This is a genomic window from Brevundimonas vesicularis (assembly GCF_027105095.1).
Classification (GTDB): domain Bacteria; phylum Pseudomonadota; class Alphaproteobacteria; order Caulobacterales; family Caulobacteraceae; genus Brevundimonas; species Brevundimonas vesicularis_E.
Window position 1 is genome coordinate 1,438,931 of the sequence record NZ_CP114278.1, and the last position, 25,687, is coordinate 1,464,617.

26 protein-coding genes and 3 pseudogenes are annotated in these 25,687 nt (G+C 66.6%); 14 read left to right on the top strand and 15 right to left on the bottom strand.

The window, feature by feature from the left end; all coding sequences use genetic code 11:
• Positions 1 to 86: 86 nt before the first annotated feature.
• Positions 87 to 566 (bottom strand): DUF305 domain-containing protein, encoded by a 480-nt coding sequence (locus tag O2K97_RS07220; RefSeq protein ID WP_419466110.1) that lies wholly within the window; start codon positions 564 to 566, stop codon positions 87 to 89.
• A 162-nt stretch (positions 567 to 728) separates the two neighbouring features.
• Complete coding sequence (locus tag O2K97_RS07225) at positions 729 to 3,083, bottom strand: heavy metal translocating P-type ATPase (RefSeq protein ID WP_269220988.1); 2,355 nt, start codon at positions 3,081 to 3,083, stop codon at positions 729 to 731.
• Between the two features lie 101 nt (positions 3,084 to 3,184).
• Between O2K97_RS07225 and O2K97_RS07230 the strand changes: the two genes are divergently transcribed.
• Entirely contained in the window at positions 3,185 to 3,460 is a 276-nt protein-coding gene (locus O2K97_RS07230; protein WP_040349360.1) for a metal-sensitive transcriptional regulator, read from the top strand.
• Between the two features lie 58 nt (positions 3,461 to 3,518).
• Positions 3,519 to 3,944, top strand: a complete 426-nt coding sequence (locus tag O2K97_RS07235) for a DUF305 domain-containing protein (RefSeq protein ID WP_008259726.1) — start codon at positions 3,519 to 3,521, stop codon at positions 3,942 to 3,944.
• A gap of 646 nt (positions 3,945 to 4,590) precedes the next feature.
• Here the strand turns inward: O2K97_RS07235 and O2K97_RS07240 are convergent.
• The 10 genes and pseudogenes from O2K97_RS07240 to O2K97_RS07285 all read right to left on the bottom strand — a co-directional run.
• The gene (locus tag O2K97_RS07240) at positions 4,591 to 4,992 is read right to left on the bottom strand and encodes a methyltransferase family protein (RefSeq protein WP_269220989.1); all 402 of its coding nucleotides are present in this window, start codon (positions 4,990 to 4,992) and stop codon (positions 4,591 to 4,593) included.
• Positions 4,993 to 5,063: 71 nt separating this feature from the next.
• The gene (locus O2K97_RS07245; protein WP_266100426.1) at positions 5,064 to 5,192 is read right to left on the bottom strand and encodes a hypothetical protein; all 129 of its coding nucleotides are present in this window, start codon (positions 5,190 to 5,192) and stop codon (positions 5,064 to 5,066) included.
• Positions 5,192 to 6,193, bottom strand: coding sequence for a cytochrome d ubiquinol oxidase subunit II (gene cydB / locus O2K97_RS07250; protein ID WP_228184652.1), 1,002 nt, complete (start codon positions 6,191 to 6,193; stop codon positions 5,192 to 5,194). The genes O2K97_RS07245 and cydB overlap by 1 nt, the downstream gene beginning before the upstream one ends.
• The gene (locus O2K97_RS07255; protein ID WP_228184653.1) at positions 6,183 to 7,610 is read right to left on the bottom strand and encodes a cytochrome ubiquinol oxidase subunit I; all 1,428 of its coding nucleotides are present in this window, start codon (positions 7,608 to 7,610) and stop codon (positions 6,183 to 6,185) included. Before O2K97_RS07255 ends, cydB begins: the two co-directional genes overlap by 11 nt.
• 9 nt (positions 7,611 to 7,619) lie before the next feature.
• On the bottom strand, positions 7,620 to 8,414 hold the full coding sequence (locus tag O2K97_RS07260) for a sulfite exporter TauE/SafE family protein (RefSeq protein ID WP_228184654.1): 795 nt from the start codon (positions 8,412 to 8,414) through the stop codon (positions 7,620 to 7,622).
• An 8-nt stretch (positions 8,415 to 8,422) separates the two neighbouring features.
• On the bottom strand, positions 8,423 to 9,700 hold the full coding sequence (locus tag O2K97_RS07265) for an NAD(P)/FAD-dependent oxidoreductase (RefSeq protein WP_228184655.1): 1,278 nt from the start codon (positions 9,698 to 9,700) through the stop codon (positions 8,423 to 8,425).
• The gene (locus O2K97_RS07270; RefSeq protein WP_228184656.1) at positions 9,697 to 10,119 is read right to left on the bottom strand and encodes a TIGR01244 family sulfur transferase; all 423 of its coding nucleotides are present in this window, start codon (positions 10,117 to 10,119) and stop codon (positions 9,697 to 9,699) included. Before O2K97_RS07270 ends, O2K97_RS07265 begins: the two co-directional genes overlap by 4 nt.
• Positions 10,120 to 10,148: 29 nt before the next feature.
• The gene (locus tag O2K97_RS07275; RefSeq protein WP_228184657.1) at positions 10,149 to 10,568 is read right to left on the bottom strand and encodes a DUF6691 family protein; all 420 of its coding nucleotides are present in this window, start codon (positions 10,566 to 10,568) and stop codon (positions 10,149 to 10,151) included.
• Positions 10,565 to 10,999, bottom strand: coding sequence for a YeeE/YedE family protein (locus O2K97_RS07280; protein WP_228184658.1), 435 nt, complete (start codon positions 10,997 to 10,999; stop codon positions 10,565 to 10,567). Before O2K97_RS07280 ends, O2K97_RS07275 begins: the two co-directional genes overlap by 4 nt.
• A gap of 12 nt (positions 11,000 to 11,011) precedes the next feature.
• Positions 11,012 to 11,581: pseudogene (locus tag O2K97_RS07285) on the bottom strand (MBL fold metallo-hydrolase); the annotation flags it as partial.
• On the opposite strand from O2K97_RS07285, the pseudogene O2K97_RS07290 reads away from it, so the two are divergent.
• From O2K97_RS07290 to O2K97_RS07310, 5 genes and pseudogenes are all read left to right on the top strand, one after another.
• Positions 11,581 to 12,537: pseudogene (locus O2K97_RS07290) on the top strand (aldehyde dehydrogenase family protein); the annotation flags it as partial. The pseudogenes O2K97_RS07285 and O2K97_RS07290 sit on opposite strands and share 1 nt — an antisense overlap.
• Positions 12,538 to 12,540: 3 nt before the next feature.
• Positions 12,541 to 13,395 (top strand): SMP-30/gluconolactonase/LRE family protein, encoded by an 855-nt coding sequence (locus O2K97_RS07295; protein ID WP_269220991.1) that lies wholly within the window; start codon positions 12,541 to 12,543, stop codon positions 13,393 to 13,395.
• Positions 13,392 to 14,258, top strand: a complete 867-nt coding sequence (locus O2K97_RS07300; protein ID WP_269220992.1) for an aldose 1-epimerase — start codon at positions 13,392 to 13,394, stop codon at positions 14,256 to 14,258. Before O2K97_RS07295 ends, O2K97_RS07300 begins: the two co-directional genes overlap by 4 nt.
• Before the next feature lie 162 nt (positions 14,259 to 14,420).
• The gene (locus O2K97_RS07305) at positions 14,421 to 15,158 is read left to right on the top strand and encodes a cytochrome c oxidase assembly protein (RefSeq protein WP_269220993.1); all 738 of its coding nucleotides are present in this window, start codon (positions 14,421 to 14,423) and stop codon (positions 15,156 to 15,158) included.
• Positions 15,155 to 15,874: a cytochrome b gene (locus tag O2K97_RS07310; protein ID WP_269220994.1), complete on the top strand. Its 720-nt coding sequence runs from the start codon at positions 15,155 to 15,157 to the stop codon at positions 15,872 to 15,874. Before O2K97_RS07305 ends, O2K97_RS07310 begins: the two co-directional genes overlap by 4 nt.
• A 7-nt stretch (positions 15,875 to 15,881) precedes the next feature.
• Here O2K97_RS07310 and O2K97_RS07315 read toward each other — a convergent pair.
• Positions 15,882 to 16,346 (bottom strand): annotated as a pseudogene (locus tag O2K97_RS07315) (c-type cytochrome); the annotation flags it as partial.
• A 225-nt stretch (positions 16,347 to 16,571) separates the two neighbouring features.
• On the opposite strand from O2K97_RS07315, the gene O2K97_RS07320 reads away from it, so the two are divergent.
• The 6 genes from O2K97_RS07320 to O2K97_RS07345 all read left to right on the top strand — a co-directional run bounded on the left by O2K97_RS07320 (position 16,572) and on the right by O2K97_RS07345 (position 22,615).
• The gene (locus O2K97_RS07320; protein ID WP_269220995.1) at positions 16,572 to 16,970 is read left to right on the top strand and encodes a c-type cytochrome; all 399 of its coding nucleotides are present in this window, start codon (positions 16,572 to 16,574) and stop codon (positions 16,968 to 16,970) included.
• The gene (coxB, locus tag O2K97_RS07325) at positions 16,960 to 17,937 is read left to right on the top strand and encodes a cytochrome c oxidase subunit II (RefSeq protein ID WP_269220996.1); all 978 of its coding nucleotides are present in this window, start codon (positions 16,960 to 16,962) and stop codon (positions 17,935 to 17,937) included. Before O2K97_RS07320 ends, coxB begins: the two co-directional genes overlap by 11 nt.
• Positions 17,934 to 20,480, top strand: a complete 2,547-nt coding sequence (locus O2K97_RS07330; RefSeq protein WP_269220997.1) for a cbb3-type cytochrome c oxidase subunit I — start codon at positions 17,934 to 17,936, stop codon at positions 20,478 to 20,480. Before coxB ends, O2K97_RS07330 begins: the two co-directional genes overlap by 4 nt.
• On the top strand, positions 20,477 to 20,785 hold the full coding sequence (locus O2K97_RS07335) for a hypothetical protein (protein WP_269220998.1): 309 nt from the start codon (positions 20,477 to 20,479) through the stop codon (positions 20,783 to 20,785). The genes O2K97_RS07330 and O2K97_RS07335 overlap by 4 nt, the downstream gene beginning before the upstream one ends.
• 100 nt (positions 20,786 to 20,885) lie before the next feature.
• Positions 20,886 to 21,311 carry a DUF2231 domain-containing protein gene (locus O2K97_RS07340; RefSeq protein WP_269220999.1) on the top strand — a complete coding sequence of 142 codons (426 nt, stop codon included), beginning with the start codon at positions 20,886 to 20,888 and terminating at the stop codon, positions 21,309 to 21,311.
• Positions 21,312 to 21,349: 38 nt separating this feature from the next.
• Positions 21,350 to 22,615 (top strand): PQQ-dependent sugar dehydrogenase, encoded by a 1,266-nt coding sequence (locus tag O2K97_RS07345; protein WP_419466111.1) that lies wholly within the window; start codon positions 21,350 to 21,352, stop codon positions 22,613 to 22,615.
• Positions 22,616 to 22,737: 122 nt separating this feature from the next.
• On the opposite strand, the gene O2K97_RS07350 is transcribed toward O2K97_RS07345, so the two are convergent.
• Entirely contained in the window at positions 22,738 to 23,079 is a 342-nt protein-coding gene (locus O2K97_RS07350) for a TonB family protein (protein ID WP_269221001.1), read from the bottom strand.
• Positions 23,080 to 23,188: 109 nt separating this feature from the next.
• Positions 23,189 to 24,070, bottom strand: a complete 882-nt coding sequence (locus tag O2K97_RS07355; protein ID WP_269221002.1) for a LysR family transcriptional regulator — start codon at positions 24,068 to 24,070, stop codon at positions 23,189 to 23,191.
• 111 nt (positions 24,071 to 24,181) lie between these two features.
• Here O2K97_RS07355 and O2K97_RS07360 point away from each other — a divergent pair, with 111 nt between their 5' ends.
• On the top strand, positions 24,182 to 25,684 hold the full coding sequence (locus O2K97_RS07360) for a CoA-acylating methylmalonate-semialdehyde dehydrogenase (RefSeq protein ID WP_269221003.1): 1,503 nt from the start codon (positions 24,182 to 24,184) through the stop codon (positions 25,682 to 25,684).
• The last annotated feature ends 3 nt before the right edge of the window (positions 25,685 to 25,687 follow it).

The window sequence follows — 25,687 nt, forward strand, 5'->3', positions numbered from 1 at the left end:
CCTTCTGCTTCTCTACGCGCCACACGACCGCGTCCCTCATGAAGAGGAAGCGGGGGGCGGCTGAGGCCTTCCCCCGCACGCCGGGGTCAGCGGCGACGCTTCTCGAGGAGCGCCTGCATCTGGGCGATCTCCTCCTGTTGACCACGCACGATGCCGTCGCACAGGGCGATGATCTCCGGATCGGTCAGGGAGGCCTGCTCGCACATCAACACAGCCCCGGAATGGTGCGGGATCATCGATCGCAGGAATTCGTCGTCGCCAACGAACGCCTGGGTGCGCATGCCGACGAAGCTGCCGACGAAGATCACGACGGCGACCGCTCCAATGACCAGGTTCGTTTTGCGCGACGGGTACATGGACCGCATGAAGACGAGCATGAGGACCGCCATCGGCGCGACCATCATCAGGGTCATGTAGACGTTGTTCAAATTGAGATAGAAGTGACCGAGCGTGGCGATCATCGTGTACATGACCAGGTACATGATGACGAAATCGAGCGCCAACTCGAGGTACAGGCTCCGATAAGGGCCGAGTCCATGAGCGTTGCCTTGCCCGCCGTGGTCCATCTGTTGATGAGACATCGTCCGTATCCTCTTCAGAAATTTCAGTTCGTCTTCGCCTGCCGCTGCGAAAGCCTGGAGACTGCGGTCAGCGTCTGAATCAATCCGGCCCGTCACAGCCGGTTCCTCCCTTGGGTGGGTGGGCGGACTGTTGATTGCCTATCCTGGCTAAAGCCTCACCGCGCGCAGTCTCAGCGCATTGCCGATGACGCTGACCGAGGAGAGCGCCATTGCGAGCGCCGCAAGGGCAGGCGAGAGAAGCCAGCCGAAGACGGGATAAAGCAGGCCAGCCGCCACGGGGATGCCAAGGGCGTTGTAGCCGAAGGCGAAAACGAGGTTTTGGCGGATGTTGCCCATCACCGCGCGGGACAGACGCCGTGCGCGCACGATGCCTTGCAGATCTCCGCCCAGCAGGGTGACGCCGGCGCTTTCGATGGCGACGTCCGAACCCGCCCCCATGGCGACGCCGACATCGGCTGCGGCGAGGGCAGGGGCATCGTTGACGCCATCCCCCGCCATGGCGACGATCCGACCCTGCGAACGAAGCTGTTGAACCACAGACGCCTTATCCTGCGGCAAAACCTCCGCCTGGACTTCGTCGATGCCGAGGCGCCGCGCGACCGCTTCGGCCGTCGTCCGGTTGTCCCCGGTCATCATCACCAGCCGCAGACCGGCCGCTTTCAGCGCGAGGATCGCAGCCGGCGTGGTGGCCTTGATGGGATCGGCGATGCCGATGACCCCGGCCGCCTTTCCGTCGATCGCCACGAATATGGCGGTGGCGCCGTCGTGGCGAAGGGCCTCCGCCTTCGGCTCCAGCGCGGAGACGTCGATCGAAAGCTCGCCGAGAAAACGGGTGTTGCCCAGGGCGACCTGGCGGCCCTCAATCGTCCCGCGAACGCCGCGACCGACCGGGCTGTCGAAGTCCGCGGCCTCGGTAAGGGGGATGTCCCGGTCCTTGGCTGCCCGGACGATTGCGTCGGCCAACGGATGTTCGCTGCCCCGCTCGAGGCTGGCCGAAAGACGCAGGATGTCCGCTTCCACGAAGCCGAGGGCGGGCAGGATCGCCGTCACCGACGGACGGCCCTCCGTCAGGGTGCCGGTCTTGTCCAGAACGAGAGTGTCGACCTTCTCGAAGCGTTCGAGCGCCTCGGCGTTCTTGATCAGGACGCCGGCGTGGGCGCCACGTCCCACCCCGACCATGATCGAGATCGGCGTCGCCAGACCCAACGCACAGGGACAGGCGATGATGAGCACCGAAACGGCGGCGACCAGGGCGTAGGACAAACGGGGCTCGGGACCGACCAGGCCCCAGACGACGGCGGCGAGCAGGGCGATCGCGATCACCGTGGGAACGAACCATCCGGAGACCGTATCGGCCAGCCGCTGGATCGGGGCGCGACTGCGCTGGGCCTGGGCCACCATCTGGACGATCTGCGCCAGCAGGGTGTCGGCGCCCACCTTGTCGGCGCGCATGATGAAGGATCCGGTCTTGTTGAGCGCGCCGGCCACGACGCGGTCGCCGACATCCTTGGTCACCGGCATGGACTCGCCGGTCACCATGGATTCGTCGACAGCGACCCGACCCTCCAGGAGTTCGCCATCGACCGGGATCTTCTCTCCGGGCCTTACCCGCAGGCGGTCGCTGACGGCGATCTGGTCAAGCGAGACATCTTCATCGATGCCGTCCGCCCGGATTCGGCGCGCGGTCTTGGGCGTGAGGTCCAGCAGGGCGCGGATCGCGCCCGACGTCTGTTCGCGGGCGCGCAGTTCCAGAATCTGCCCGACGAGGACCAGCACGGTGATGACCGCCGCCGCCTCGAAATACACCGGCGCACTGCCGTCGGCCTTCAGGAAGGCGGGCGGGAACAGGGTTGGCGCGACGACGGCCACGACGCTGTAAAGCCATGCCACGCCGACCCCCATGGCGATCAGGGTGAACATATTCAGCCGCCGGGTGCGCAGCGATGTCCAGCCGCGCTCGAAGAAGGGCCAGCCGCACCAGAGAACCACGGGGGTCGCCAAAGCGAACTGGATCCAGTTCGACATCTGGCCCGGGATGAACATGTGGAGATTGGCCAGGTGTCCGCCCATTTCCAGGGCGAAGACCGGCAGGGTCAGGACCAGACCGACCCAGAAGCGTCTGGTGAAGTCGATCAGCTCGTGGTTGGGCGGGGCCTCCGCCGTGACCGTCTCCGGCTCAAGCGCCATGCCGCAGATCGGGCAGGAGCCTGGGCCTTCCTGCCGGATCTCGGGGTGCATCGGGCAGGTGTAGATGGCGCCGGGAACGGCCGGCTCGGCCTCCACGGGAGGGTTCAGGTAACGCATCGGATCGCCGATGAATTTGGTCCGGCACCCCGCCGAGCAGAAGAAATAGTCCTGACCGTCATGACTGGCTCGGTGAGCGGTGGCCGTCGGATCGACCGACATGCCGCAGACGGGATCCTTGACCGTTGCCGCGCCATCCGAGGCCTTCGCCCCGCAGCAGGCGTGACCCGAGGCATGATTGTGAGGATGCGTGGACATGTCGCTCTCTCCGGCTGACCGAAGAGCTAACATATACCCATGGGGGGTATATCGCAAGATACCCGTCTGGGGTATATGGGGGTGCTCAGGAGGACAGCCGCATGCAAACCGACACGAAACCCAAAGTCCTCAACAGGCTCAGCCGGATCGAAGGCCAGGTGCGGGGAATCTCCCGCATGGTTGAAGATGACCGGTATTGCGTCGACTTGCTGACCCAACTTCAGGCCGTTCGAGCCGCGCTCCATCGCGTGGAGACCGAAGTGCTACGGGATCACCTCGACCACTGCGTCATGGGCGCTATGACCGGCGACGATCCCGAGGATCGCAAGGCAAAGGCCGGCGAGCTGATCGAGCTCTTGGCGCGGGCCGGACGGTAGAGTTGGCGGAACGAATGGGCGCTCCTGGTCGCTAACGTCGGGATCCCAAGGAGCCGTCATGAAACGCATCAGCCTCGTCCTCGCCGCCTGCGCCTTGGCTACGGCCTGTTCCCCGCAAGCCGAAGAGCCCGCCGTAGCCGCGCCTGAGGCCGCCGCAGCGGCGGACGCCCATGGCGGAATGGAGGGCGGCATGGCTGCGCCTGCGCCCGGCGACTCCGTCGCCACCCAAGGCTACAAGGCATCGATGAACACGATGATGGAGGCGATGCCTCCCTTCACCGGGGACGCGGACATCGACTTCATGACGCAGATGCGAGGTCACCACGTCGCAGCCGTCTCGATGGCCCGTGTGGAGCTCGCGCAAGGCAAGGACGCCCAAGCGCGGAACCTGGCCCAGGCGGTGATCTCGGCTCAGGAGCGCGAAATCACCCTGATCGACGCCTGGCTCGCCCAGAAGGGAGCGTCAGCGACTCCCGCCGCCTGATCGCGAGATCAGGGCACCGCGTCCGAGGACCAACGGATGTGCGTAATCCGCCATCTGTCGTCCTCGTGGCGAAAGACCGATCGGCCAGTCCCGCCGTCGTCGAAAATCAGGACGCCGTCGGCCGCAAAGCCAGTGCGGCGTTTGCATTCCGGTCGTCGAGCGCGGCATGACAGGCATCGACGACGCTTGTCGCTATCGCCATACGATCGAGCCGGTAAGCTCGACGACGAACATGCGCATGAGATACAGTGTACGTCCGAGTGATGGTGCAAAGTGGCAAGGCGAATCGAACTCGTTGCATTGCATCTCGGTGCTCAGAAAGTCCGATAGACCGCAAAAGATGACGAATTCACGCAAATGTTATTGCTTAGAATTTTCTGAATGTTTTCAGAATACTTCCCGTTTGTCGGTTATTCAATCGGTCCGGCGACCGATATGCGAGAAAAAACCCCAAGCCGATCAGCGGCTTGGGGTAATTTGTGTAATCGAGTGGGAGTGAGGGGCAGTCATAAGGCGGCCCCTGACGAGATGATTGCGGAGTAGTGAGCGGAGCATAGCTGCTTGGTTCACATGCTGCGCCCCGTAACCTCACGGTAGTGACGAAGCGACGGGATAGGGAGGCGTCTGTGGGCCGGGCGAAAGGGGATCACGACGTCATCCGCCGGCCCAGCCAGCGGCGCACCCGGCCGACGTACACGGACCACGCCGCGCCGAAGAGGGCCTCCAGGTGTCGTTCCTCGCGCCGGATGGCGAGACGGTCGGTGGCGAAGGCGGCGACGGGGGCGGCCACGAAGAACCAGGCGTTGTCGAACAGGCCCCCGAGGCCGAGCAGAAGCAGCCCGTTAGCGAGATAGATCGGGTTGCGGCTCCAGGCGAACGGACCGGTCGTGACCAGAGCGGTCGCCGCCCGGTGCGGCAGGATGTTGGCGCGCCGCCGCCGCATCTCCACCATGGCCCACAGGTCCAGACCAAGGGCGAGCCCGACCAAGAGGCCGCCGGCGGCGAAGGCGCCGGGGAAGAGGGCGGGCGGGCCCCATAGACGCGCCATGAGGAGCGCGACAAGGACAGCGCCGCCCGTGATGAGCGGCGGCCAGGGCCAGCGGTTCGGTGCCTGCGGCCTCACCCGCCGGCCAGCTTGAGAACGCCGCGCAGCAGATAGGCGACGACGCCCAGGACGCCCACGCCCAGCACCCAGAGGGCGACGAACCAAAGGCCCTGCCGGAGTCCGTTTGTGGAGCTGCGACGCATCAGTGGTAACCGTCGTCGCCGACCTTGCCGCGGAACACCCAGTAGGCATAGGCGGTGTAGGCCAGGATGATCGGGATCAGGATCAGGGCGCCCACCAGCATGAACAGCTGGCTGGAGGCCGGCGCGGCGGCCTGCCAAAGGGTGATCTCGTCGGGCACGGCGTAGGGGAAGACGCTGACGCCCAGCCCCGCGAAGGTGACGGCGAACAGGCCCAGCGACAGCAGGAAGGGCCAGACCTCGCGCTTGCGGCGCATGGTCCAGAAGAAGGCGGCCGCGACGATCAGAACGAGCAACGGCACCTGCGCCGTCAGAAGCACGCCGGGCCAGTCGAACCAGCGCCGGGCGTATTCGCCGTCGAGGAAGGGCGTGGCCAGGCTGACGGCGCCGATCATCAGCAGGGTCGCCGGACCGAGTTTCCAGGCCTGGGCGCGGGCGTGGTCCTGGAGCGCGCCCTCCGTTTTCATGTTCAGCCAGGTGGCCCCCAGAAGGGCGTAGCCGACGACGACGGCGGCGCCGGTTAGCAGGCTGAAGGGGCTGAGCCAGTCCCACCAGCCGCCGCCATAGGCGCGGCCCGACACCTCGACCCCCTGCAGGATGGCCCCCAGGGTCACGCCCTGGGAAAAGGCGGCCAGCAGCGAGCCGCCGAAGAAGGCGACGTCCCAGACGGGCTTGGCCCGCACCGTTCGCCAGCGATATTCGAAGGCGACGCCGCGGAAGACCAGGCCCAGCAGCATGGCGATGATCGGCGTATAGACCGCCGGCATCAACACGGCGTAGGCGAGGGGAAAGGCGGCGAACAGGCCGCCGCCGCCCAGGATCAGCCAGGTCTCGTTGCCGTCCCACACCGGGGCGATCGAGTTCATCGCCTTGTCGCGCTGATCGCCGGCCTTCAGCGTCGGGAACAGGATGCCGACGCCCAGGTCGAACCCGTCCATGACGATATAGGCGAAGACGGCGAAGGCCAGCAGCCCGGCCCAGACCAGGGTCAGATCAATGTTCATCATCGGTCTCCTCGCCGGTCGGGATGGGGCGGTCGGGGTCGATGGCGGGGGCGGGGGTGATGCCCGCCGTGCGGATCGGGGTTTCCGCCACGCCCGGCTCGTCGCGGTGGGGCGCATGGCTCATCAGACGCAGGATGTAGAAGACCCCGGCGCCGAAGACGGTGAAATAGACCACAGCGAAGGCGGCCAAGGAGGTTGCGACGGCAGGCGCGGCCAAGGGCGCGGCGCTGTCGGCGGTGCGCAACAGGCCGTAGACGGTCCAGGGCTGACGGCCGACCTCGGTGGTGATCCAGCCGGCCAGCACGGCGACGAAGCCCATCGGCCCCATGACCAGGGCGAAGCGGTGCAGCCAGGGCGCATCGTAGAGGCGTTTGCGCAGGCGAGCATATAGCCCCCAGAGCCCCAGAAGCAGCATGGCCATGCCCAGCCCGACCATGACGCGGAAGGACCAGAAGACGATCTCCACCGGCGGCCAGTCGGCGCGGGCGATGGTGTCGAGACCGGCCAGGGGCGCGTTCGGATCGTGCTTCAGGATCAGCGACGACAGCTTGGGGATCTCGACCGCACCGTGGACGGTGGCGGCCTCGCGGTCGGGCAGGCCGAACAGGATCAGCGGCGCGCCGTCCGGGTGGCTTTCGAAATGGCCTTCCATCGCCATGACCTTGGCGGGCTGATGCTCCAGGGTGTTCAGCCCGTGCATGTCGCCGATGAAAATCTGGACCGGGGCGGCGACCAGGATCATGCCCATGGCCATGGCGAACATCTTGCGCGCGCCCTTGTTGGTCCGCTCCTTCATCAGGTGCCAGGCCCCGACTGCGCCGACCACGAGGCCGGTGGTCAGATAGGCCGCCAGCAGCATGTGGGCGAGGCGATAGGGGAAGGAGGGATTGAAGACGATCTTGAACCAGTCGGCCGGTACGAACTGGCCGACCTCGTTGATGGCGTAGCCTTGCGGCGTCTGCATCCAGCTGTTCACCGACAGGATCCAGAAGGCCGAGGCGAAGGTGCCGATCGCGACCATCAGGGTGGCCACGAAGTGCAGCTTCTTGCCGACGCGGTTCAGGCCGAACAGCATGACGCCCAGGAAACCCGCCTCCAGGAAGAAGGCGCTGAGCACCTCATAGGCCATCAAGGGGCCGATGACCGGTCCGGCCTTGTCGGAGAAGACCGACCAGTTGGTGCCGAACTGGTAGGACATGACCAGACCTGAGACGACGCCCATGCCGAAGGCCACGGCGAAGATCTTCAGCCAGTATTTGAACAGGTTCAGATAGAGGTCTCGCCCCGTCTTCAGCCACAGGGCCTCCAGCACGGCCAGATAGCTAGCCAGGCCGATGGAGAAGGCCGGAAAGACGATGTGGAAGGCGACGGTGAAGGCGAACTGCATCCGCGCCAGGATCAGGGCGTCAAGTTCCATGGTGTGGTCTCACCCGATCAGGCCGAGCGCGCCGGCGCTGCGATAAAGCATATAGAAGGCGACGACGAAGATCAGCCCGGCGAACAATGTGTTCAATAGGCCTTTTTGTCCCGACAGGGCTTTCGCGAGCCGTGCGCCGACCAGACCGCCCAACACCCCGCCGCCGATGAAGACGGCCGCCAGGGGCCAGTCAACCCAGCCGTCCAGGGCGTAGTTGAACGCGGTGGTGAGGCCGAAGGCGGTGACGCCGACCAACGACGAGCCGACCGCATAGTAGATGGGCATGCGGGTCGAGACCATCAGGCCAGGGACGATCAGGAAGCCGCCGCCGATGCCGAAGAAGCCGGACATGATCCCTGTCAGGGCGCCGGCTCCGACGAGCTTGGGTGCATTGCGGCGATCAAGCTGGACGTTCGGGTCGCCGCCGGCGGAACGGCCCCGCAACATCAGTACGCCCACGATCAGCATCAGGACGGCGAACAGGGCCAGCAGCTTCTGACCGTCCACGGCCTTGCCCAGGCTCGAACCCAGAAAGGCTCCGAGCACCCCGGCGACCGCGAACAGACTGGCGATTTTCCATTTCACCGTGCCGTGGCGGGCATGATTGATCACATTGGCGAAGGCGTTGGCGGCCACGGCGAAGGCGCTGGTGCCGATCGCCAGATGCGGCTCCTTGACCCCGACCAGATAGACGATCAGCGGCACGGCCAGGATGGACCCGCCGCCGCCGACCAGGCCCAGGGTGAAGCCGACGAGCGAGCCGGCGCCGGCGCCGAGGCCGTACTGCAGCGGAGACAGGTCCATGATCAGGCTCAGGCGACAGCAGGGCGAAGCTGGGGGGCGGGTTCGATGTGGTGGGGGCCGGCCAGCCATTCGCGACCGCGCAACATCCCAAGCCAGTAGATTTCGGGCAGGGCCTGGGCCTTCAGATGCCAGGCCAGACGGGTCGGCTTCGTCCCGTCGAGCATCCATTTCGGGAAGCTGGGCAGGAGCTTGCCGCCATAGCCGAACTCGGCCAGCACGATCTTGCCGCGCTCGACCGTGAGCGGACATGAGCCATAGCCGTCATAGATCGCCCGAATCGGCTGGCCGTCCAGCAGCGACAGGATGTTCTCGGCCACCACGGGCGCCTGTTTGCGGGCGGCCGCAGCGGTCTTGGCGTTGGGCGCCGAGCAGGCGTCGCCCAGACCGAAGACGTTTTCGAACCGCTTGTGACGCAAGGTGGCGTCATCCACCTCGATCCAGCCGCTTTCGGCGGCCAGCGGACTTTCGCGAATGAAGTCCGGCGCGGTCTGCGGCGGGCAGACGTGCAGGAAGTCGAACTCGCGTCGAACCTGACTGACCTCGCCGTCCGCGTTCGTCACGGCGAAGGTCGCCGTCCTGGCAGGACCATCTACCGCGACCAGTTTCGATCCGAAGTTCAGGTCGATGCGGTATTTGCGGACATATTCCATCAGGGCCGGGACGTAGTCCTTGACCCCGAAGAGCACGGGCCCGGCGTTGTGGAATTCGATCTCGATGTCGTTTCGGCCGTGGTCGCGCCAGTGATCGGCCGACAGATACATGGCCTTCTGCGGGGCGCCGGCGCATTTGATCGGCATGGGCGGCTGGGTGAAGATCGCCCGGCCGCTCTGCATCGCCTGCACCAGCTTCCAGGTGTAGGGCGCGGTCTCATAGCCGTAGTTGGAGGTGACGTTGTTGCGCCCGAGCGTTTCCGCCAGGCCCGGAATGGCGCCCCAGTCCAGCTTCAGTCCCGGCGCCGCGACCAGCATGCGATAGCCGATCCAGCGGCCGTCGGTCAGTTCGACGCGATCGTGGATGGGGTCGAAAGCCGCGACCGAACCCCGCACCCACTGGGCGCCTTGGGGGATCAGATCCTCGGTGCGGCGCCGGGTCCGCTCGGGCGTGAAGACGCCGGCGCCCACCATGGTCCAGCCGGGCTGATAATAGTGATGTTCGGACGGCTCGATGATGCGGACGTCGAGGCCCGTGCGGCGGCGCAGGAGGCTGGCGGCCGTGGCGATGCCGGCGGATCCGCCGCCGACGATCAGGACATCGCAGGACTCCAGGGGCGCGTATTGGGCGCTCATGACGCGGCTCCTTCAAGACGGGGACGCAGGGCGCCGAGGTCGTAGCCTGCGGTCTTGGCGCGGGCGATCAGATGATCTGGGCTCTCCGAGGCGGCGTTCGTGAGCGCCCACAGGATGGTCGTGCGCGTGCCGGTGCGGCAGAAACCGAACACGGGCTGGGGCAGGTCAGCCAGAGCCTCGCGGAAATCCGCCACGTCCTGGTCGGAGATGGCGCCGCCGACCACGGGAACGTGGGCGAAGGCGAGGCCGGCGGCCTCGGCGGCCTGGCGCAGAGCCTCGGCGGTGGGCTGGCCGGGCTCCTCGCCGTCGGGTCGGTTGGAGATCACCGACCGGAAACCCTGGGCCGCGATGGCGGGCAGGTCTTCCGGGGCGATCTGGGGCGAGGCGGATAGGGCCTCGTCCAGGGGGCGGATATCCATGGCATTGTCTCCCTAGGGTCTTTTCTGGTTCAGGCGTTTCGGTCGAGCGTCAGGCGGAACAGCGCCATGCCGGCCACGAGGGCGCCGACGAAGACGAAGGCCTGCCAGGCGCCGGTCGTCAGGGCCGCCAGCGCCGGGCCGGGGCACAGGCCGACCAGCCCCCAGCCCAGGCCGAACAGGACGGCCCCGCCGACCAGGGGGGTGTCGATGGTCCGGCTCTCGGGGACGTGAAAGGTCTCGGCCGCGACCGGAGCATCCATGCGCCGGCGGATCAGATAGGCGATGGCGGAGGGGATCAGCGCTCCGCCCATGACGAAGGCCAGCGAGGGGTCCCAGGCGCCCGTTACATCCAGGAAGGCCAGGACGCGGGCCGGGTTGATCATGTCGGACACCACCATGCCGGCGCCGAACAGCAGGCCGCACAGGACGGCGACGATCAGCCGGTTCATGCCAGGCCTCCCAACAGGTGGCGGGTGACGAAGACGGTCAGGGCCGCAACCGCCATGAAGACGCCGGTGGCGACGATGGAGCGGGGCGACAGGCGGGCCAGGCCGCAGACGCCGTGGCCGCTGGTGCAGCCCGAGCCCCAGCGGGTGCCGAAGCCGACGATCAGGCCGCCGAGCACCAGCAGCCAGATGTCCGAGGTGATCTGCACCTCGGGCCTGCGGATCAGCGCCGAGGCCAAGGCCGCGCCGCCCAGCAGGCCGGCGATGAAAAGCAGGGCCAGGGTACGCGGCGCGCCTTTCGACAGGCCGGTCGCCGCAGCGGTCAGGCCGGAGATTCCGGCCACGCGCCCGTTCAGCAACAGGTAGAGACCGGCGGACAGGCCGACCAGCAGGCCGCCGGCCAGGGGCCAGACGAAGGGGAGGGGCTCAAGCATTAGGGACTCGGCTCACAGCGCGTTCAGCGGGACCTTGAGGTAGCGCACCCCGTTGTCCTCGGGCTCGGGCGGGCGGCCGCCGTTCATGTTCACCTGGACCGACGGCAGGATCAGCTTGGGCATCGGCAGGGTCGCGTCGCGCTGGGTGCGCATGGCGACGAACTCGTCCTCGCTGACGCCGTCGCGAATATGGATGTTGCCAGTGCGCTGGGCGCCGATGGTGGTCTCCCAGGCGAACTCGGTCCGGCCCGGCGGCGCCTTGTAGTCGTGGCACAGGAAGACCCGCGCCTCGTCCGGCAGGGAGGTCAGGCGATGGATCGAGCGGTACAGGGTCCCGGCGTCGCCGCCGGGGAAGTCGCAGCGCGCCGTGCCGTAGTCGGGCATGAACATGGTGTCGCCGGGAAAGACAGCGTCGCCGATGACATAGGCCAGACAGGCAGGGGTATGGCCGGGCACATGCAGCACCGTGGCCTTCAGCCCGCCGATCTCGAACCCGTCGCCGTCGTTGAACAGATGGTCGAACTGGCTGCCGTCGCGGCGGAAGTCGGTCCCTTCGTTGAAGATCTTGCCGAACACCGCCTGCCCCGGCCATCGCCTTCGGCAACACCGTCGTCATCAAGCCCGCCGGCCCGACCCCGGCCACGGCCGAGGCCCTGATCGCTATCCTGCATGAGGCCGGACTGCCCAAGGGCGTGGTCAATATGGTCATCGGCGACGGCGACGTCGGCCGCGCCATCGTGGCCCATCCGGGCATCGACGGCATCAGCTTCACCGGCTCGCAGGCTGTGGGCGCGGGCGTCGCCGAGGGCGCGGTCAAGCGTCAGGCGCGGGTCCAGCTGGAGATGGGCGGCAAGAATCCGCTGATCGTTCTGGACGACGCCGATCTGGACCGGGCTGTGAACATTGCCCTGGACGGCAGCTTCTTCGCCACCGGCCAGCGCTGCACCGCTTCCAGCCGCCTGATCGTTCAGGACGGCATCCACGACCGGTTCGTCGCCGCCCTGGCTGAGAAGGTCGCGGCCCTGCGCGTCGGCAACGCCCTGGATTCCAACACCCAGATGGGCCCGGCCGTGACCGAGACCCAGCGCGAGGTCTCCTACAAATACATCGACATCGCCCGCGAAGCCGGCGGCCGCATCGTGACCGGCGGCGAGCGTCTGACCTTCGACGCGCCCGGCTGGTACGTCCAGCCGACCCTGATCGCCGACACCGCCGCCGACGCGCGCATCAACAACGAAGAGGTCTTCGGCCCCGTCGCCTCGACGATCCGCGTGGCCAGCTATGAAGAGGCGCTGGCCGTCGCCAACGGTGTCGAGTTCGGCCTGTCAGCGGGCATCGTCACTCAGTCGCTGAAATACGCTCGCGACTTCCAGAGAAACGCCCGGGCCGGCATGACCATGGTCAATTTGGCAACCGCCGGCGTCGATTATCACGTCCCATTCGGCGGTTCGAAGAAGTCCTCCTACGGCTCACGCGAACAGGGCTTCGCGGCCGTGGAGTTCTATACCCAGATCAAGACTTCCTATTCGGCGGGCTGATCGATGAGCGAGCCGGAACTGATCTGGGACGTGCAGGCGGAGCTGGGCGAAGGCCCTGTCTGGGACGCCGCGCGCGGCGCGGTGTGGTTCGTCGACATCAAGGGTCGAAAGCTGCACCGCTACACCCCCGCGACCGGCGAAAAGCGCTCGTGGGATACACCCGACCAGACCGGCTTTGCTCTGCCCGCCGAGGACGGTTCGCTGATCTGCGGCGTGCGGGGCGGTCTGTATCGCTTCGACCCGGAGGAGGGCGATTTCTCGCGCTTCCATCCGGTCGAGGAGGACCGGCCGCAGAACCGTCTGAACGACGGCTTCGTCGCGCCTGACGGGTCGCTGTGGTTCGGTTCGATGGACGACAGCGAACAGGTCGAAACCGGCGCGCTCTATCGCTGGTTCCGGGGCGAGCTGACACGGCACGATGACGGTTACGGGGTCACCAACGGCCCCTGCCTCAGCCCCGACGGCCGCACACTCTATCACCACGACACGCTGAAGAAGACGGTCCTGGCCTTCGACCATACGGACGGCCTGCTGTCGAACAAGCGTGTCTTCGCCGTGACCGAGGACGGCTATGCCGACGGCCCCAGCATGGATGCGGCCGGCGTGCTGCACGTCGGCCTCTTCAACGGCTGGGGCGTCGCCCGCTTCGCCCCGGATGGCACACGGGTTGGCAAGATCGACGTGCCGGTCCAGACGGTGACCAAGGCGGCCTTCGGCGGCCCGGACCTGCGCGATCTCTATATGACCACGGCTTGGCTGGGGAACGCCGACAAGCGGGCCGAGCAGCCGACCCTGGGCGGGCTTTATCGCGTGCGCGTCAAGACGCCGGGCCTGCCGCAGAACCGGATCAAGCTGTGATCGCTCTGAAGGCCGGCGACTGGCGCGCGACCTTGGCGCCAGAGTTGGGTGGGTCCGTCCTAAGCCTCGACTGGCGCGGTCAGCCGGTGTTCCGACCCACGCCAGAAGGGGCCAGCGACATTTTGGAGACGGCCTGTTTCCCGCTGGTCCCCTACGCCAATAGGATCGCCGACGGTCGCTTCGTTTTCGAGGGAAGCTCGGTTCACCTGCCAGTGCGTGATCGGTTCGCGCCCCATGCGATCCATGGCGAGGGCTGGCTGCAGTCCTGGACGGTCGAAAGACAATCCGCCGATACAGTTGCAATGACGTTGAATTGGGCCGGCGATCCCGACGGCTGGCCATGGCCCTGGTTCGCGCGGCAAAGCGTATCCCTGTCCAGCGAGGGACTGCAGATCGGCGTGTCCGTCACGAACACGGGCGAGGACGCCATGCCGGCAGGTCTGGGGCTGCACCCCTATTTCCACAGATATCCAGACAGCCGGCTCACGCTTCCTGCCGAGGGGGTATGGATCACCGACGCCCGTCAAATTCCGGAACGGCTGGCACCGGTCGCCGAGGTTGTGGACTGGTCGAATGGCGTAGATCTCGCCGACGCCCCCTTCGTCGATCACGCCTACGCTGGCTGGAGCGGAGAGGCGTTCCTGAACGGCGGCGGTCGCCGCGTTACCTTGACCGCCGACGCGGCCGCGCGCTGGAGCCAGGTGTATATGCCTGTCGACGCTGACTTCTGTTGCGTCGAACCCGTCACTCACCGCCCGGACGCTCACAACGCTCCGCCTGGCGAGGATCATGGTCTGATCGGCCTGGAGCCCGGCCGAACCCTGTCGCTCACCATCATGATCGGCGCAGTGTCGTCAAGTTGATGACCATGGCGCCCACAGGGTCAAGCCGCTGCTTGCGCGGCGACAACGAGTCGTCGCGGATGGAGAGCGACCGAGCCAGGAGACCGCCGTCGAACGTTGAGCTCGGAACCCCGCGGACCGTCATCCGCTTTGGAAGCTGAGCGTGAGAGGGGGCAGCTAGCGGTGCAATATCCGACGACGACGTCAGGTGAGGCGTGGCGGCCCTACTGCGGATCTGCGCCGGACTTTGGCGAGTGGCGCTGGAACCTTGATCCGGTGCTGCTGCTTTTGCTGGCCGCTGCGACGGGGTTGGTTCTTTGGCGGTTGGAAGGGCGGCGGCGCGGCTATGGCCTGGCGGCCGTCGCGGTATTGGCCGTTGGATTTGTCTCCCCGCTGTGCGCCCTTAGCTCGGCGCTTTTCTCCGCGCGGACGGTTCATCATGTGCTGTTGGTCGGCCTCGCCGCGCCCCTGCTGGCGGCGGCGTTGCCGATAAGACGATATGGGTCGCTGATCCTGGCGACGGCGGTGCAGGCGGTGGTGTTCTGGGCTTGGCACGCGCCCGACGCCTATGGCGCCGCCCTGTCGAGCGATGCGGTCTATTGGCTGATGCAGATCAGTCTGCTGGCGAGCGCCGTCTGGTTCTGGTGCGCTGCGCGGTCGGCGTCTGCGCCGGCGGCGGTCATCGCCCTGCTGGCGGCCATGCTGGCGATGGGGCTGCTCGGGGCGGTGCTGACCTTTGCGGGGCAGGCGGTCTATGCGCCCCATGCCTATTCGACCCTGGCCTGGGGCCTGACGCCGCTCGAGGATCAGCAGGCGGCCGGGCTGATTATGTGGGCGCCGGCGTCGGCGCTGTATCTGTTCGCCGCCCTGTGGCGGCTGGGGCGGATGATCGGCCCGGACGCCGAGGCGCATCCGGCATGATCGAAAGACTGTTCAGACAGCTGCTGGAATGGGCGGCCGGTCACCATGACGAGGGCCGCTATTCGCCCGTCGGCATCGGCTTTCATTGGGTGATGGCGGGGCTGGTGATCTTCCAACTCGGCTGGGGCTGGTGGATGGGGCGGCAGCCGGTGGGCGGGGCCATGATGGCCGCCTACGAACTGCATTTCGCGATCGGCGTGCTGATGCTGATCCTGGTGATGGGCCGGCTGTCGTGGCGACTGCTGGCGCCCGACCTGATCAATGATGCGGACAAGCCGGGTTGGGAAAGCATGGCCGCCCATGTGACCCACTATGTCTTCTACATCTGCCTGTTCGGCCTGCCGCTGTCAGGCTGGGCCATGATTTCGGCGACGGATCGGACGCGTCAGCTGGAGACGTTGGGCTTCATCAAATGGCCGCTGCTGCCGCTGCAGGATCTGTCCAACACCCAGCTATGGGCGATCGAGGCGGCGGCGGAATGGATGCACTGGGGACTGGTCATCACGCTGCTGCTGATGATCCCGATCCACGCCGGCGCGGCGCTCAAGCACCATCTGATCGATAGGGACGACGTGTTTCACGCGATGCTGCCGGTCGTGCCGCGGCTTCGACCGAAGCGGACCCGGTGGCAGCGGCGCTGGCGCGCGCTGGAGAAGCGGGTTGCGTCGACAGCCAGGACGCTATGGCGCGGGCTTCTGGGTCCGAAAGCGATTTGACGGCGGCGGCCATGACGCCGCGCGGGTCGTTGCGGCGTTTGCCCGCTTTCCAGCGGTCGATCTGTTCCAACGTATAGGCGGCGGGCTGGCCGGCGATCTGCGGATTGCCGCCCTGGCCCGAGCCTTGACCCCGGTCGCCGTGACATGAGGCGCAGGCGACGATGCCGCGCGAAGGGTCGCCGTGCAGATAGAGGGCGGGCGCAGGCGCCATCGACGCGGGCGTTTGCGTCGGCGGCGCGGGCAGGGCGGCGTAGTAGGCGGCGACCTCGCGTCGGCCCTGTTGGTCCAAGGCCTTGGCGATGCGGGTCATGGCGTCGTCGGGACGCAGGCCCGATGCATAGTCTTCCAACTGCTTTTGCAGATAGCCGGCGTCCAAGCCCGCCAGCCTCGGGGCTGCGACCCCGTCCCCGCCTCCGTCCAGTCCGTGACAGGTAAAGCAGGCGTTTGCCGCCCCGCCGGCGCCGCCGCTCATGGCGATGACCCCACCATTGGCCGTGAAGGTGCGATCCGTCTGGCCCGGCGTGGAGTCGCAGGCGGCCAGGCCGGTCAGCAAAACAAGGACGGAAAGGGAGGCGCGCACGGCGGTGCAACACCTGCTTATGGCGAAGGTTCCTTGCGGCGATGCGCCGAGGCTCCATGTCGCAGTCGGGAACCTCCGTCCGACAAGAGGATTGCTCTGGCGAAGCTTTGGGGGCGGATGGGTTTGCGGACAGCGGGTGAAGCGATGGGACGACGGGCGGCGGCCTGCGCGCTGGCGCTCGCCCTGTGCGCCTGCGTGGACAAGTCCGACCTGCCCCGGCCGGTGGTTCAGGCCGATGCCGCCGCCGGACTGGCCGTGATCAAGGAGGTCGGTTGCGGCGCCTGTCACCGTATCCCCGGCGTCGCCTGGCCGGAGGGCCGGTCCGGCTCGAACCTTGCGGGGTTCGGCGCGCGTCCCCTGATCGCCGGACGTCTGCCGAACCAGCCCGATGTCCTGATCCGCTGGCTGATCGACGCGCCGTCGATGGACCCCGGAACCGCCATGCCGCCCATGCCCCTGACGCAAGACCAAGTCCGCGACGTCGCGGCCTATCTGTATACGCTCGATGAAGACTGACGCCCCTCCCGGAATCGCCGGCTGGCCGCCGCCCGTGCTGGATCCAGCCGGGCCGTTCGCCGGACCGATCCAGACCGTCGCCTGGGTGCTGTTCATCATGGCGGCGGTGGTGATGGTCGTGGTGGCGGTGGCGCTGGGCATCGCCCTGTTCGGTCCGCGCAAATGGAAGCGCCGGGTCGGCGGCGAACGCCTGATCTGGATTGCGGGACTGGTCTTCCCGGTGGTCGTTCTGACCGGACTGCTGGTCTATGGGCTGACCACCACGGCGCGGGTGGCCGATGCGCCCAAGCCCGGCGAAATGCGGGTGCGCGTCACTGGCGAAATGTGGTGGTGGCGCGTCGCCTATCTGGACGGTCAGGGGCGAGAAATCGTGCAGGACGCAAACGAGGTCCACATCCCGGCCGGCCAGCCCGTCGTGTTCGAGCTGGAAAGCGCGGACGTGATCCACAGCTTCTGGGTGCCGCGCCTGGGCGGAAAGACCGACATGATCCCCGGCCGCCGCAACTTCATGCGGCTGCAAGCCGATGAGCCTGGCACCTATGGCGGCCAATGCGCCGAATATTGCGGCGGTCCTCACGCGCTGATGGGGCTGGTGGTGGTGGCCCATGCGCCGGACGACTATGCCGCCTGGTTGGCGCGTCAGTCGCGGCCGGCCGCCGTCGTGCCCTCGGCCCAGGGGCCGCTCGCCTTGATCGATCAGGGGCGCAACGTCTTCGCCGCCTCAGGCTGCACCGCGTGTCACACCATTCGCGGGACCGAGGCGAACGGTCTGGCGGGACCGGACCTGACCCACGTCGGCTCGCGCCAGACGCTGGGCGCCGGCATCCTTCCGAACAATCAGGGGACGATGGCCGGCTGGATTTCGGACAGCCAGAGCCTGAAGCCCGGCAATCGGATGCCGTCCTATGCCGTCCTGTCGGGCCAGGACGTGCGCGCCGTCGCCGCCTATCTGGAAAGTCTGAAATGAGTTCGGAAACCGGGTTCGATCCCGAACTCTACAAACGCTTCCCCACCACCGAAGCCCGGCCCGAGGGCGAACTGGAGCAGCTCGACGAGGTCTGGTGCGGCCCGCGGCGGCCGTGGGAGTGGATCACGGCGATCAACAACAACTACATCGGCGTCTATTACGTCGGCGCGGCCATGCTGTTCTTTGTGCTGGCAGGCGTGCTGGCGCTGCTGATGCGGACCCAGCTGGCCCTGCCGATGACAGGTTTCCTGGCGCAGGAAACCTACAACCAGATATTCACCATGCACGGCACGGTGATGATGTTCCTGTTCGCCGTGCCCGCGGTCGAGGCGCTGGGCGTGCTGTTGCTGCCGCAGATGCTGGGGGCGCGCGATCTGCCGTTCCCGAGGCTGAGCGCCTACGCCTTCTGGGCCTATCTGGTCGGCGGGCTGTGCTTCTTCGCCTCGCTGTTCTTCGGTCTGGCGCCGAATGGCGGCTGGTTCATGTATCCACCGCTGACGTCGACGACTTACTCACCGGGCATTAACGCCGACTTCTGGCTCCTGGGCATCGGCTTTATCGAGATCTCGGCCATCGCCGGCGCCATCGAGATCATCGTCGGGGTGCTGAAGACGCGCGCGCCGGGGATGACGTTGGACAAGCTGCCGATCTTCGCCTGGGCCATGCTGATCTTCGCCTGCATGATCATCATCGCCTTCCCGTCGATCATTCTGTCGACCCTGCTGCTGGAGCTGGAACGCGCGCTGGGCTGGCCCTTCTTCGATGCGGCCAAGGGCGGCGACCCCATGCTGTGGCAGCATCTGTTCTGGTTCTTCGGCCACCCCGAGGTCTACATCATCTTCCTGCCGGCGGCGGGGGCGATGTCGACCCTGATCCCGGCCGTCGCCCAGACCAAGCTGGTCGGTTATCGGCTGGTGGTGCTGGCCATGCTGGCGACCGGCTTCATCAGCTTCGGCGTCTGGGCGCACCACATGTTCACCACGGGCATGCCGCAGATCTCGATCAACTATTTCAGCGCCGCCTCCATGGCCGTCAGCGTGCCGGCGGGGGTGCAGGTCTTCGCCTGGATCGCCACACTGGCGGCGGGCAAGATGCGGTTCAACACGCCCGGCCTGTTCGCGGTCGGGGGGCTGGTGATCTTCGTCATGGGCGGGCTGACCGGGGTGATGGTCGCCATGGTGCCGTTCGACTGGCAGGCCCACGACAGCTATTTCATCGTCGCCCACCTGCATTACGTCCTGATCGGCGGAATGGTCTTCCCGCTCTTCGCCGCCATCTACTACTGGACGCCGATGTCCAGCAGCCGGCCGCTCAGCGAGCGGTGGGGCAAGTGGATCTTCTGGCTGATGTTCGTCGGTCACAACGTCACATTCATGCCCATGCACCTGACCGGACTGATGGGCATGCCGCGCCGGGTCTATACCTATCTGCCGGATCGGGGCTGGGACCTGCCCAATATGATCTCGACCGTCGGCTCCTTCATGTTCGGCCTGGCGGTGGTGTTGTGGATGATCGACATGATCCGCAACTTCCGGCCCTTCGGAGAGAAGGACGCGGGCAATGTCTTTGGCGGGCCGGGGCTGGAATGGTTGCCCGCCGGCCGATACTCGCTGCGGTCCGTCCCCGTGATCAAGAGCCTGTACCCGGTGTGGGACCAGCCGAACCTGGCGCGCGATGTCGAGGCCGGGCGCTACTTCCTGCCCGGCGCGCCGCGCGGCGAGCGCGAGACCATGATCACCAGTCCGATCAACGCCGAGCCTCAATATCTCCAGCGGATGCCCCGGCCGTCCAGCTGGTATGTCTGGGGGGCGATCTTCACCGCCGGCTTTTTCTTGATCCTGACGATCCAGGCCTATGTCGCCTCCTTGGTCAGCGGCGTGCTGGCCGTCTACTGCATTCTCAAATGGTGCTGGGGACTGGATCGCCCCAGCGGTCCAGCGACAGTGGACGTCGGCGGCGGCGTGCGACTGCCGACCTATGTGTCCGGCCCCAGCAGTCACGGCTGGTGGGCGATGGTCATCACCCTGATCGTGTCGGGCATGGTCGCGATCATGGCCTGCTTCTCCTACGTCTTCCTGTGGAGCCGGCGGCCGGACCTGTGGCAGGCGCCGCCCGAGATCGGCTCGCTGCCTTTGACCCTGGGTTTGCTGGCGGCCGCCGGAATCGGCGCCTGGGCGTCTCAAGGCGCGCTGAAGCTGGACCGGCCGCGCAGCGCCGGCATCGCCGCCATTCTGATGCTGGTCGCTACCCTGGCGGCGGGCGGCGCCTTTGCGGCCGAGGCCTCGGCCTGGTGGAGCTCGGGCCTTCGCCCCGACGCCTCCAGCCAGGGCGCGACCGTCTATGCGCTGTTGGCCTGGCAAGGGACATTCGTCGGCATTTCGCTATTGATGGGGCCGTTCGTCCTGCTGCGCTGGCTTTGCGGCCTGGTGTCGTCCCGTTATCCGGCGACCTTCGAAGTGGTCGCCCTGTTCGTGACCTTCACGGCGGTTCAGGGCGCGGCGACGACCCTTCTGATCCGCCTGTTCCCGGGCGTCGGCGCATGAGGTTCTGGCTGTTGATGCTGGGCGGCCTCCTGATCTGGGCCGCCCATTTCTTGGGCCTGTATCTGCTGTCGAGCGCCAGCGACGTGGCCCGCGATGATGCAGGCGCATGGAACGGAGTGGGTTTGATCTTCAGCCTGATCTGTCTGATGGTGATCGCCGTCTTGTGTTGGCGCTGCATCGTCTGGCTGAGAATGAAGCCTAGGGACGAGACCCGCGCCTTTGGGCTTCGGCTTGCGGTCGCCGGCGGTCTGCTCGGCGGGATCGGCGTCGTGTTTCAGACCTTGGTGCTGCTCGCGCCAGTCTGATCGACCCTTGGGCCGAAATGACGCGGTGCCGATATGGCCATCCGGTGAACCATTTCCCTATCAGACGGTTAGCCAAGCCTGACTTCAGGAGAGGGCCAGCATGAACACCCACGGACTATCAGGCGCGGTCGTTCGGCCGCTGCATGGGCTTTTACTGGCGTTTCCGATCGCGCTGTTCACCTTCGCCCTGTTCACCGACATCGCCTATCTGAAGACGGCCGGGGTTCAGTGGACCAATTTTTCAGCCTGGCTGATCACCGGAGCGCTGGTGTTCGGCGGTGTCGCGGGCCTGTTTTCGATCTTCGATTTCGTCATCGGTCTGCGCCACGGACGTTCGCGGCGGGCGACGGTGCACCTGGTCGCGCTTGCGCTGGCCTGGGTGCTGGGGCTGGTGAACGCCTTCAAACACAGCCAGGACGCCTGGAGCTCTGTCGGAGCATTCGGTCTGATCCTGTCGATCCTCTGCACAATCCTGGTCCTCGTCGCCGGCTGGACCGCCTATGCCGCACGGGAGAGCGTCCGATGAACAAGAATCTGCTTGCCGCAAGCGCCGCCACTCTGGCCATGGCCCTGACGGTCGCATCGTGCGGCAACGCCAGCGATCCGAAACTGAACCAGACCGGCGCCACGCCCGACCTGCCCAAGGTCAACGAGACGCTGGTGCCGCCGATGAAGATCAGCCCGCCGGCAGGCTGGAACGGCGAGACGCCGACGGTGCCGCAGGGCTTTACGATCAGCGCCTTCGCCACGGATCTCAAAATTCCGCGTCAGATGCTGGTCCTGCCGAACGGCGACGTCCTGATCGCCGAGGGTCGCGGCGGCCATGCGCCCGCCATGCGGCCCAAGGATGTGATCGCCGGCGTCATCAAGAAGCAGGGCAACACCAAGATCAAAGGCGGCAACCGCATCACCCTGGTGCGCGACGCGAACAATGACGGCACGCCCGAACTGCGGACCGTTCTGGTGGACAACCTCGATGCGCCCTACGGACTGGCCTATGTCGACGGCTATCTTTACGTCGCCGAACAGGGGGCGCTGGTTCGCTTCGCCTTCCAGCCGGGCCAGACCGGCATCGCCACGCCCGCCGAGCGGGTGACGGAACTGCCCTCGCGCATCAACCATCACTGGACCAAGTCCCTGACCGCCAGCGCGGACGGGTTGAAGCTGTATGTCGGCACCGGCTCGAACTCTAATATCGGCGAGCGCGGCATGGCGGTCGAAGAAGAGCGCGCCACAGTGTGGGAAATCGACCGGGCGACCGGCGCACGGCGCACGATCGCCACCGGCATTCGCAATCCAACTGCCCTGGCCATCGAGCCGACCACCAATCTGTTGTGGTCGGTCGTCAATGAGCGGGACGAACTGGGGCCGCAACTGGTCCCGGACTATCTGACCCAAGTGCGCGACGGGGCCTTCTACGGCTGGCCCTACAGCTATTGGGGCCAGAACCGGGATCCGCGCGTGATGCCGCAGAACCCCAAGATGGTCGCCAAGGCGATCAAGCCTGACTACGCCTTGGGCTCGCACGTCGCCGCCCTAGGCCTGGACTTCGCCCGCAATGGCGGCTTTGGCGGGCCGTTCGCCAACGGCGCCTTCATCGGCATGCACGGCAGTTGGAACCGTCAGGATCCATCCGGCTACAAGGTCGTCTGGGTGCCCTTTAACGCTGGCCGTCCCGCGGGTCAGCCCGTCGACTTCGCGACAGGCTTCCTGAAAGACGGCAAGGCGCGCGGACGCCCGGTCGGCGTCGCGTTCGATGGGAACAAGCGTGTGCTGTTCGTCGCCGACGACCTGTCGAACACGGTGTGGCGCATCGCGCCGTCGCGATAAGTGAGTCGTCCCTCGCCCTCCAAGGGCGAGGGAAATCGCTATTGTCCTCGATATTTAGCCGAATACGAAAAGCCCCCGGCTGCGAGCAACCGGGGACTTTCCATGTGGGGCTGAGCTAGGCCTTACGGCGTGAAGTCGATGGTGCGTTCGAACGGCGCATCGACGGGGCGGCCTCGGTCCATGATCGGGGCGACCTGTGCGCCATTCATCAGGGCCAGGGCGGCTTCGCCGAAGCCCATGCCGGGGCGGGTCTCTTCCAGCACCACGCAGTCCGTGACATGACCAGAAGCCAGCGCGGTGCAGCGCAGGCGCACGCTGAAGCGGTCGCTACCTTCGGCCTTTGTGGCGACGGCGCGTTCGATGTCGGGTTGAGGCGCGCTATACAGGGCCGCGTCCTTGAGCAGGGGTCCAGTCGGGGCGCCCAGCAGGGCCGTCATCAATGTCAGGCTGAAAGTCAGTGTCATGGCAGGCCTCGTTCGTCATCTATTAAGATTTGAACGAGACCTCCGTTCCCCGAACTTTCAAAAACGCGCTGGTGTGGGCCGAAAAACACACAGGCTGTTCTGAGCCAGATTAATACGGCCTCAAGCTGGACTGTTGTGCCTGGCACAGGGTCTTCAGCCATGACCGCACGGTGCGCAGACGCGCGGTGTCGTGGACGTCGCGGTGGGTGGCCAGCCAGAAGCGGCGCTCGATCAGGATCGACGGCAGCACGCGCACCAGACCCTCGGCCAGAAAGCACGGCAGGACGCCGACGCCGCCCCCGGCGGCGATGATCTCCCGCTGCGCCCGGATCGAAGACGAGGCGACGTGGGGCGCGAGGCCCGGCTGGACCTCGTCCAGATAGCGCAACTCCGGCGCATAGATCAGATCGTCGATATAGCCGACGATGTCGAAGCGGCTCAGGTCGTCGACAGTCTTCGGAACGCCGTTGCGGTGCAGATGATCGGGCGAGGCGTAAAGGGCCAGTTGATACGGCGTCAGGGACTCGACGATCAGGCGTGCGGCGTGCGGCGCCGCCAAAGTGATCGCCATGTCGACCTCTCGGCGCGTCGGGGACAGGAAGCCGGAGGTGGCCGCCAGTTCGATCCTTAGACCCGGATGGGCCAGACGCAGCGCGGGGAGGGCGGGGGCCATCAGCGTGACGCCAAACCCCTCTGACGCACTGACGCGCACGACGCCGGCGGGCGCGTCCGGCTGGGTCACGCGGCCGGCGGCCTCCATCGCGCTTTCGGCCTCCAGACCGATATCGAGCAGCTGGGCGCCGGCCGCGGTCAGCTGAAGCCCCGTGGTCGAGCGGACGACCAGGGTGGATTTCAGCGCGCTTTCCAGTCGGGCGACCCGACGCCCGACCGTGGCGGCGTCGACGCCCAACCGCTGCGCTGCGCCGCCCAGCGAGCCAGCGCGCGCCGCGGCGATGAAGATGCGCAGATCGTCCCAATCGTACATGGCCATCTAGCCATCTTGCAAAAACGCAGATTGTTGCCTGCAACTTTGCATTATCGACCCGCGCGCAGGGGTGATAGCCATAGCCGCAACAAAAGAACCAACAGGGACACCCAGGCCATGCGCGACATTCGCCACTTCATCGACGGTGCGGCTTTCGACGGCGCGTCCGGACGCTTCAGCGACGTGTTCAATCCCAACAACGGGGATGTGCAGGCTCGCGTGCAACTGGCGACGACGGGGGAGGTCGATCGTGCGGTCCAGGCGGCGCAGAACGCCTTTGACGGCTGGGCTTCGACCAATCCCCAGCGCCGCGCCCGCGTCATGTTCGACTTCAAACGCCTGGTCGAGGCGCGGATGGACGAACTGGCCGAGCTGCTGTCCAGCGAGCACGGCAAGGTCATCGCCGACTCCAAGGGCGACATCCAGCGCGGCCTGGAAGTGATCGAGTTCGCCTGCGGCATCCCGCACGCGCTGAAGGGCGAATACACCCAAGGCGCTGGCCCCGGCATCGACGTCTATTCGATGCGTCAGCCGCTGGGCGTGGTGGCAGGCATCACCCCGTTCAACTTCCCGGCCATGATCCCGATGTGGATGTTCGGCGTGGCCATCGCGGTGGGCAACACCTTCGTGCTGAAGCCGTCCGAGCGCGATCCGTCGGTGCCGGTGCGTCTGGCCGAACTGATGCTGGAAGCCGGGGCGCCGAATGGCGTGCTGAACGTGGTGCATGGCGACAAGACGGCGGTGGACGCCATCCTGACCCATCCGCTGGTTCACGCCGTCAGCTTCGTCGGTTCGTCCGACATCGCCCACTATGTCTATCAGACGGGCGCCGCCAACCATAAGCGCGTCCAGGCCATGGGCGGCGCCAAGAACCACGGCATCGTCCTGCCCGACGCCGACATGGACCAGGTCATCAAGGACCTGTCGGGCGCGGCCTATGGTTCGGCCGGCGAACGCTGCATGGCGCTGCCGGTCGTGGTGCCGGTCGGCAAGAAGACCGCCGACGAACTGCGCGAGCGGATGGTCGCCGAGATCCCCTCGATGCGTGTCGGCGTCTCGACCGACGCGGGCGCCCACTATGGCCCCGTCGTCACCGCCCAGCACCGCGACCGCATCGCCGGCTGGATCGAAAAGGGCGTGCAGGAAGGCGCCGAACTGGTCGTCGACGGCCGCGACTTCAGCCTGCAAGGGCACGAGAAGGGCTATTTCATCGGCCCGTCGCTGTTCGACCATGTGAAGCCGGAAATGTCGTCCTATCAGGAGGAAATCTTCGGACCCGTCCTGCAGATCGTGCGCGCCGAGACGTTCGAGGAGGCGCTGGCCCTGCCGTCGAACCACCAGTACGGCAACGGCGTCGCCATCTTCACCCAGAACGGACGCGCGGCGCGCGACTTCGCCGCTCGGGTCAATGTCGGCATGGTGGGGATCAATGTGCCGATCCCGGTGCCGGTCGCCTATCACACCTTCGGCGGGTGGAAGCGGTCGGCCTTTGGCGACATCAACCAGCACGGGATGGAGGGCGTCCGCTTCTGGACCAAGACCAAGACCGTGACGGCGCGGTGGCCGGACTCGGCGCTGGAGCATTCGGACAGCTCGTTCGTCATTCCGACGATGCGCTGAGGC